Source organism: Patescibacteria group bacterium, assembly GCA_018896645.1.
Taxonomy (GTDB): domain Bacteria; phylum Patescibacteriota; class Patescibacteriia; order UBA2591; family JABMQE01; genus JAHIMF01.
In genome coordinates, this window is sequence record JAHIMF010000088.1 from 1 (window position 1) to 7,478 (window position 7,478).

A 7,478-nucleotide genomic window follows, 5' to 3' on the forward strand; every position below is an offset into this window, starting at 1 on the left:
AAAGAACCCGAGCCAGAACTTGGAGCGAAAATTAGCCAATAGATATTATTAGAAACCACTTGGGTTGAACTGGCTAATTTAACATGAGTAGCCGAGCCTGCATTCAAAGTAATTCCCGTGGCCCCATCGCCAACAATTGCGCCTGATGGCTGGCCAGCATTATCAGTCTCAATGGTGAAATTTCCAACTAGATCATCGCCTGCAGTTTGATAAATGTCAATTGAGCCGATGAAATCAGTGGAAGTGCCAGTCTGGAACTTTTGGGCAATCTTCGTGGTTGAGGTGGTGTTGACTTCTTCTGACGCGACGCCAGTTGTCGTATAATAATCAAATACAGGATCTTGATTAAACTTCAGATGCAGGACCATAGCCGGATCATCCTCGTATTCCCGACCGCGATTAATGCGAAAATTAAGCGAATTATACGAACCATTATCAAGCAAAGTTGGTGCTGGAGTAACATCAGCCATAATCCCATAAGCTTCGCCCGCGCCAACTTGGTAATTATCACTGGCGCCCGCGCCGGCTCCGAACTCACCTAAAGTTTCTAGCATATTATAGCCGTCACTGCCTTCAACCCCGCCGCCGGACGAAATCCGTTCGTAATCAATGCGGTAAGACGGGGATTCCATCAAAGCCGATGTTTGTACCGGTGAAATAATAATTGTTGCAAGGAGCAGAATTTTAAATATTTTTAACATATTGATATTGATAGATATTTGTTGATATTAATAGATATTGGTAGACATTCATTGAGATTTATTGTCATTTTTCGTTTTATAAGTTGAACTGATAAAATTATTAAGTTTCAGAGACAATCTGTTAGCAATATTTTTCATTTGTTTGCACCTAGCTTCATCAACTTTTCCTCTCTCGTTAAGCAATTCCAACCAATGAGTAATGGCTTCATTTAAAGAGCCTCTACTGTTGTAATAAAATCTAATTCTATCCAAGAAATGGAATCTACCATATCCCTCGGCTATGTTTGCTCCCACTGAATCTGTAGCTCTAATAAACTGGTCACCCATGATTTTTTTATCTTGCCAGTTCAAACTTTCATAAATATCCCAACCAATTTTAGACAGTTCTCTGGATAATTTATAAACCTCTAAATTTTTTAATGGAATAAATTTCTTCTCCATAATATCAACAAGTATCAATTAATATCTATAAATATCTATTATTCCCGCACCGGCACAATAACATACAAATATTTCTCCTCCGGCGTAGCTGGATGCACCGGCCTGATTGTTCCAGTTTCCTTATCACTATCAAACTCAAACTCCACTTTATCACTAAAAGATTCTTTTAATCGGGCCACGGTTTCTTCTTTGGTTTCTTCCTCGGTCAAAGGAGCCACAACTGCGCCGGTCTCATCGCCCCCTGCCCCGACAACGCCTTGCGGCGTTTTTCCGGCGGCAAGTTCTGCCGTAGTGGGCCCGGGCTTATCTAAAGAACGGGGAGTTTCTCGGACTAAACCGTCAAAGGAATAAAAATCGTCTTTTGTGCTTTTATGAATAAAATCGCTAAGCACTAAATAAGTATTGCCCAATCCATCTTCCACGCCCCCAAGTAAAGCCGAAAAACTGTCATACAATTTGTTACCCGAATCTTTAAGCCGCCCCAGCCGGATTACTAACCACTGTTTCATCTCCTTGATATCAGAGCGGCCAATGTGGGCCAGCTCTTGCCAATCGCTTTCAAGATAAGAAACGGCTTTTGATTCTTGGGTTTCGAAAGGCGCGCTAAACTTTGCCACCTCTTGCTCGCCTGCCGCTTGGGCTGCTAATACATATCCGGCAACAAAGCGGGAAAGCCCGGCAATATTAGCGGCATCTTGAGAAACTCGCTTTAAAACAGCCCTTCGCCCCGGCGCCAATAACCCGCCAGCCGCCAAAACATTAAACTGCCCCACATCATCACTTAATTTATCCGCCACCAGGAAACTCAAAGCCTGACTTTCGGTTATAACTTTACCCAAGGTTTGTTCGGCAATCAAGGAATCACCACCAAGTTGTTGGGGCGCCCAATCAGAATCTTCAGCCAAACCACTATCTAAATCTTCCCCTTCATTAACACCGGCAACTTGTCCAAATTTATCAACCGTGGTAAGCAAAAAATTACTGGCAAAATGTCGAGCCCTGTAACCAAACTTTTGTAATAACATAATTCTTGATTTTGGAACCTGGACCAATTCCTGGGTATCCTTCAAAATGGCAGTCCTGATATTCTGCCCAATAGAGCTAAAAGAAGAAAAAACGTTTTTATACGACCGCGCAAATTCTTGGACAACCAAGTCCCCGCCCCGCGGCAAAGTCTTTCGCAAATAGGCATCACAACCTACAACCGTTAACACCGCCCCCCGAACAAAGCGACCCGAATAATTAACCATAGGGGAGACAACGTTATCAACTCGATAATTAAACTGCTGAGTAAAAACCGGCAGAGCTAAATTTAAAAACGAACTTAGGAAAAAAGCAAAAACAAAAACGCCCGACCAAACAACTCTGACCCGTTGCAGTTTTGGCAGGCGCTCTAAAATTAAACGCGTTTGATTATAAAAATTTAAGGGATGAAGCAGACCGACAAAAAAACTTTTGACGCAACCAAGGCCTTGGATAAAACCCCAAAGCGACAAAGTCAACAATTCATAAACTCCACGGATGAATAGCATTAAAAATTTTACCGAGGAAACAACCGGCGCTCGCAAAATATCCGCAAAAAAATAAAACAAACGATCAGCAGTTGGCTCCCGAAGCACAACCAAGGGCCGGGATGATTTGCTGCCCCCAAAATCAGCAAGGATTTTCTTAGCCGCCTTTTCTTTTTCCATACTCTGGGTATTGGCCTGCTCCTGGCTAACCTCTTTTTTTAACGCAATAAGTTGAGTCCTATAGGCCAAAATTTTTTGGGGATGGGCTTCCAAATACTCAATCAACCATGCTTTCGTGGTTACCCAATTGCGTCCTAACTTATTTGCTTTTAAGTTTCCGCGTCTGGCTAAAAGGGAAAGATATTCCTGGGTATAACTACAACGAAAAGCTGCCTCCGTCAAGGAGATAAAATCCCGATTATCAGAGGAATCGTTGGAGGAATTGGTATCGGATATTTTGGCTTTTTTATCCTCAAGAATAAGACCTTGAGAAAGGGTCTTCTTAGGCATGGGACTAAGAAAAAAATAATATTTACCCCGTACCAAAAGAATGCTTTTAAGAAAATCGGAGGCCCACCTTATAATCGGTTCGGGATCTAATCCTACCAATAAACGGCGCCTTTGGTGCGGGGTTTACTCTATTTTAATTATACTTGTATTATAGCACCTCTGTCAAGCGTATTCTATATCCGATATCGTTATATATGGGATATCCGATAATATCCGATATTTAGCTTAGATTAGCTAAAAAAATACAAGCATATAAAATTTGTTCTTCAAGTAAAAAATTGACTATAAAGTTATCCACAATCCTTATTTTTAAAAATACAAGAATACAAGAACATAAAAATATAAAAATAAAATAATAAAATAATAAAATTTTCGTTTATTTTTATATTATTTTATTATTTTATTTTTATATTATTCCAGTTTTTTATAATTTTATACAAAAAATCACCCCTGAATTAGAGTGATTTTTTGTCTAACAATACAAAATTATTCCTGATCAGCAAGATAATTCTCTATAGCCAGCACAACTTTAGAATCCGGCATTAAATCCTCAATAAATAACACGTTGGTTCTAACAATTCTCATTTCGTCTTTTGGACCGTGTAATTCGTTGCCAAGCTTTACTAGAGAAAGTTCGTTGGCTCTTTCCCCGCCCTGGTCGGCCTGCTGCAAAGCTTCGGTCACCTGCAGATAGTATATGTCTCGCAACACCACGGTTGACTTATTCTCATCTTTGACATGCCCGAAATAAACTTGGCCGTTTGTCAAAAATACTGCTTGCCATTCAGAACTGCTGCCAATACCGGCCCCGAAATAATTATTAATCAAATAACCTCCGCCTGCTACTATAACAATCACGACCACCACAAATAACCATTTGCCATGTCCCTTCTTTTTCTGGCGACCCACCCGGCCTATTGGTGTATCTGTTTTTGTTTCCTTGGTTTCTTCTGAATTGGTAGTTGCCTTTGGCATAAATTTTTCCAGTTAATAATTAAAGTATAAAGAATTTTAAACGAGCCTAGATACCTTGAACCCTGTAACGCCCAAAGGTCAAACGAACTCACGCGAAGATTCAGTGTTTCTGGTACGTATGCCTGTTGCAAAAAAATCCTTGCCTCTCCCCTGCTGTCCTATCTATTATTTTATACTAAACCACTAATAAAAATAATGCAAATCTCCTGTGTTAATATCTTACAATATTTTTCTGCCTTACCATGATTGAAAATTTAATCATTTTATGCTATCCTTGAAACATTAAAGCATTAAGGCAAGAAAGCATTAAAGCAAACTTGCTTTAATGCTTTAATGTTCTGGTGCTCTCGTGCTTTAATGTTCTGGTGCTCTCGTGCTTTAATGATTACCAATGCTCCTCGCCACCAACAAAAAGGCTTTTCATGATTATAAAATCCTAGAAAAATTCGAGGCTGGTTTTGTGTTAACTGGGCCTGAAGTAAAATCTGCCAAGCAGGGAAAAATAGATTTTAGGGGTAGTTATGTTATTGTCCCGCCTAACACAAATCCTCAGCTTGTCAACTGTTATATTGCCCCCTATCCACCGGCTCTCATGGCCCAAAAAAATTATAACCCCCTAAGACCGCGGATTTTATTATTAAACAAAAAAGAAATAAATTCCCTGATGGGCAAAAGCAAGAACGCGGGCTTGACAATCCTGCCTATTTCGATATATACTAAACACAAGCTCGTTAAAATTGAAATTGCTTTAGCTCAAGGAAAAAAGAAAAGGGATAAACGAGAAGAGCTGAAAAAACGAGAAACGGAACGACACATCCGGAGAAGCCTGCGACAGAAATATTAAAAAATTTCTAATTCACCTAATTTCTAATTCACCTAATAAAATTTCTAATTCTCAAATATTTCATTTTGAGTTTTAAGTTTTGATAATTTGAATTTGTTTAGGATTTGGAATTTAGGATTTAGGATTTTCCAACGAGGGGATGTCTTAATTCGATGGAATTTGATCAGATATCAATGCCAACTATCCTTAAAATCATGATATAAAACTGATTTTATTAATCACAAATGCCAAATCATTTGTTAGCAAAGCGAAATCTGCATTAGCTCGCGCTTTTGCAGTGCCCGCTTTTGCTCCTGTCGCTGTTTAATGCAACGACCACTGGGCAGTTGACTCCTACTAAACTGTCTAGTGCCAATAGTGGGATAGGTAGCGGATTTTGTTCGGAGTCCATTACCAAAAACAAACGAACTTTGGTTTAGATGGTTTTGCTTATTTTTAGCATCTAAATTGAATTTTAAAATGAGCTATATTGGTAGAAATTGATATTTTATCCTTTCTAGACGCGGGTGCAATACCCGCCATCTCCACCATTCGACTCGGCTTTATTGATTTATTATTTTATTAATTTATTAGATTATGACTGGTGATGAGCCCAATGAAGGTTCGTATGCGCCGGTTGAAAATTTAAATAAAGTCAGAGCATATTTGTTGGCCAGAACTTTTGGAAAAATTGTATGGGAGATTGTCAAAAACTGGGATTATTTTTGTAAAAAAACGCTTGGTGACCAATGAACAAGGGCGGTCGATTCGATTGCGGCTAACATCGCCGAGGGATATGGCGCTTTCTTTTTCAATGATACAATTCGTTTCTACCACTATGCGCGACGTTCACTGTTTGAATCTAATGACTGGTTTTCAAAAACAATGGAAAGAGATTTGCTCTCCGAAGAAGAGATTAAAAAGATTAGAGAAGTTAAAAAAGACTTGCCGTTTGAAATCAATAAACTTATCAAAAGGGTAAAAACCCAAAAAAACAAAAAATAAATTAATAAAGTAATAAACTAATAAACGCAATTATTAAAAAGTACTACAACCTCAACAACCGAATACATGCCCCCAAACTGCGGGTTATTGACGATGGGGGTAAAAACCTGGGTGTTTTAAAAACAAGTGAAGCTCTTATTTTAGCTCAAGAAAAAGAATTAGACTTAGTAGAAATCACTGACAAAATCGACCCGCCAGTGGCCAAGATAATGGACTTTGGTCAATTTTTATACGAGCACAAAAAAAGCCAGCAAAAAGCCAAAATCAAGGCCAAAAAAAGTGAGACCAAGGGCATTCGGCTTTCCTTGCGCATCAGCAAACATGATAAAGACATAAGAATCAACCAGACAAAAAAATTTCTAGACCAGGGAAATAAAGTAAAAATTGAGATGAAGCTAATGGGCCGAGAACGCCAGCATTTTGACTTGGCAAAAGAGATTGTTAATGAATTTGTTGACAATTTAGGAGAAAATGCTATTATTGAACAACCGTTAATAAAGCAGGGGGGGAGATTGAGCGTGATGGTGAGGAAAAAATAAATTGCTAAATTGTTATATTGTTATATTGTTATATTGTTATATTGCTTCCTTGTCATATTATCTCATTACTACATCTGATTCGTGATTCGTGAAATTAGTGACCAAATTCGTGTAAATTAGTGATTCTATGAAATTAAAAACCCGTAAAACAATTTCCAAACGTTTTAAAATTAAAAAAAGGAGCGGCAAGGTGATTATGAGGACTTGCGGCCAAAGTCATTTTAATTCTCGAGAAAGCGGGAAGGTGACAAAAGGCAAAAGACGAGATAAAACAATATCAAAAACGACTCATAAAATAATAAAAGCGAGTATACAATAGTAGTTAATAGGGTTAATAAATGGCTAATAAAGTTAATAAAAGCGAGCGAGCCGCAGGCGAGCGAGCGTAATAAAAAAGAATAATATCAGCCAAAGGCCGACCAGCCTCTGGCTGGAATAAACCAATAAATTAATAAAGCAATAAATAACCATTATGCCCAGAGTCAAGCGCGGTACAACTCATATCAAAAAACGTAGAAAACTCCTCAAGCAAGCCAAAGGTTATAAGTGGGGCCGGAAAAACCTGATCAAACAAGCAAAAACCGCTGTTATTAAAGCCGGGGTTCATGCTTATCACGACCGACGGACTAAAAAACGCACTGCCCGGGCTTTATGGAATATCAAAATCAATGCCGCAGTGCGTGAGCATGGACTTTCCTACTCTGCTTTTATAAACGCCCTGAGAAAGAAAAATGTAGAATTAGACCGGAAAGTTTTAGCTGATTTGGCGGAGAATGAGCCTGGGGTGTTTGGGAAAATAATTGATACTATTAAATAATTTTTATGAAAAAAAATAAAAATAACCCTATACAAAGGGGTTTATTTTATTTAAAAGCGATATGCTTAGAGTCTCACTTGAGATATTTGGCAATATACCTAATGTATTGTTTAAAAATGGGAATACCTTTGATTAAATTGTCATAAACTTTGTTCA

At 38.5% G+C, this 7,478-nt stretch carries 10 protein-coding genes and 1 other RNA gene; 7 read left to right on the forward strand and 4 right to left on the reverse strand.

Translation table 11 applies throughout. The features are described from left to right. The 4 genes from KKD20_06690 to KKD20_06705 all read right to left on the reverse strand — a co-directional run. On the reverse strand, positions 1-701 hold a 701-nt coding region (locus KKD20_06690), incomplete at its 3' end, for a hypothetical protein (protein ID MBU4332763.1). 48 nt (positions 702-749) lie between these two features. Beyond that, positions 750-1,142, reverse strand: coding sequence for a four helix bundle protein (locus tag KKD20_06695; protein ID MBU4332764.1), 393 nt, complete (start codon positions 1,140-1,142; stop codon positions 750-752). 38 nt (positions 1,143-1,180) lie between these two features. Further along, positions 1,181-3,163, reverse strand: a complete 1,983-nt coding sequence (locus KKD20_06700; protein MBU4332765.1) for a hypothetical protein — start codon at positions 3,161-3,163, stop codon at positions 1,181-1,183. A 486-nt stretch (positions 3,164-3,649) separates the two neighbouring features. After that, entirely contained in the window at positions 3,650-4,138 is a 489-nt protein-coding gene (locus KKD20_06705) for a hypothetical protein (protein ID MBU4332766.1), read from the reverse strand. 391 nt (positions 4,139-4,529) lie between these two features. On the opposite strand from KKD20_06705, the gene smpB reads away from it, so the two are divergent. From smpB to rplT, 7 genes are all read left to right on the forward strand, one after another. Beyond that, entirely contained in the window at positions 4,530-4,982 is a 453-nt protein-coding gene (smpB, locus tag KKD20_06710) for an SsrA-binding protein SmpB (protein MBU4332767.1), read from the forward strand. Positions 4,983-5,117: 135 nt separating this feature from the next. Further along, positions 5,118-5,512, forward strand: a transfer-messenger RNA (tmRNA) gene (gene ssrA / locus KKD20_06715). A 46-nt stretch (positions 5,513-5,558) separates the two neighbouring features. Then, a complete protein-coding gene (locus tag KKD20_06720) occupies positions 5,559-5,714 on the forward strand; it encodes a hypothetical protein (protein ID MBU4332768.1) in 156 nt (51 codons plus the stop codon). A gap of 18 nt (positions 5,715-5,732) precedes the next feature. Then, the gene (locus KKD20_06725; protein MBU4332769.1) at positions 5,733-5,966 is read left to right on the forward strand and encodes a four helix bundle protein; all 234 of its coding nucleotides are present in this window, start codon (positions 5,733-5,735) and stop codon (positions 5,964-5,966) included. 20 nt (positions 5,967-5,986) lie between these two features. Continuing rightward, positions 5,987-6,505 carry a translation initiation factor IF-3 gene (infC, locus tag KKD20_06730; GenBank protein ID MBU4332770.1) on the forward strand — a complete coding sequence of 173 codons (519 nt, stop codon included), beginning with the start codon at positions 5,987-5,989 and terminating at the stop codon, positions 6,503-6,505. A 127-nt stretch (positions 6,506-6,632) separates the two neighbouring features. Next, complete coding sequence (locus tag KKD20_06735; protein ID MBU4332771.1) at positions 6,633-6,824, forward strand: 50S ribosomal protein L35; 192 nt, start codon at positions 6,633-6,635, stop codon at positions 6,822-6,824. Between the two features lie 153 nt (positions 6,825-6,977). Then, positions 6,978-7,322 carry a 50S ribosomal protein L20 gene (gene rplT / locus KKD20_06740; GenBank protein ID MBU4332772.1) on the forward strand — a complete coding sequence of 115 codons (345 nt, stop codon included), beginning with the start codon at positions 6,978-6,980 and terminating at the stop codon, positions 7,320-7,322. The last annotated feature ends 156 nt before the right edge of the window (positions 7,323-7,478 follow it).

Excerpts from the sequence above, each read along its gene's own strand:
- KKD20_06700 (MBU4332765.1), bottom strand. The coding sequence starts at position 3,163 with ATGCCTAAGAAGACCCTTTCTCAAGGTCTTATTCTTGAGGATAAAAAA.
- smpB (MBU4332767.1), top strand. The coding sequence starts at position 4,530 with ATGCTCCTCGCCACCAACAAAAAGGCTTTTCATGATTATAAAATCCTA.
- KKD20_06735 (MBU4332771.1), top strand. The coding sequence starts at position 6,633 with ATGAAATTAAAAACCCGTAAAACAATTTCCAAACGTTTTAAAATTAAA.
- KKD20_06720 (MBU4332768.1), top strand. The coding sequence starts at position 5,559 with ATGACTGGTGATGAGCCCAATGAAGGTTCGTATGCGCCGGTTGAAAAT.
- rplT (MBU4332772.1), top strand. The coding sequence starts at position 6,978 with ATGCCCAGAGTCAAGCGCGGTACAACTCATATCAAAAAACGTAGAAAA.
- KKD20_06705 (MBU4332766.1), bottom strand. The coding sequence starts at position 4,138 with ATGCCAAAGGCAACTACCAATTCAGAAGAAACCAAGGAAACAAAAACA.
- KKD20_06695 (MBU4332764.1), bottom strand. The coding sequence starts at position 1,142 with ATGGAGAAGAAATTTATTCCATTAAAAAATTTAGAGGTTTATAAATTA.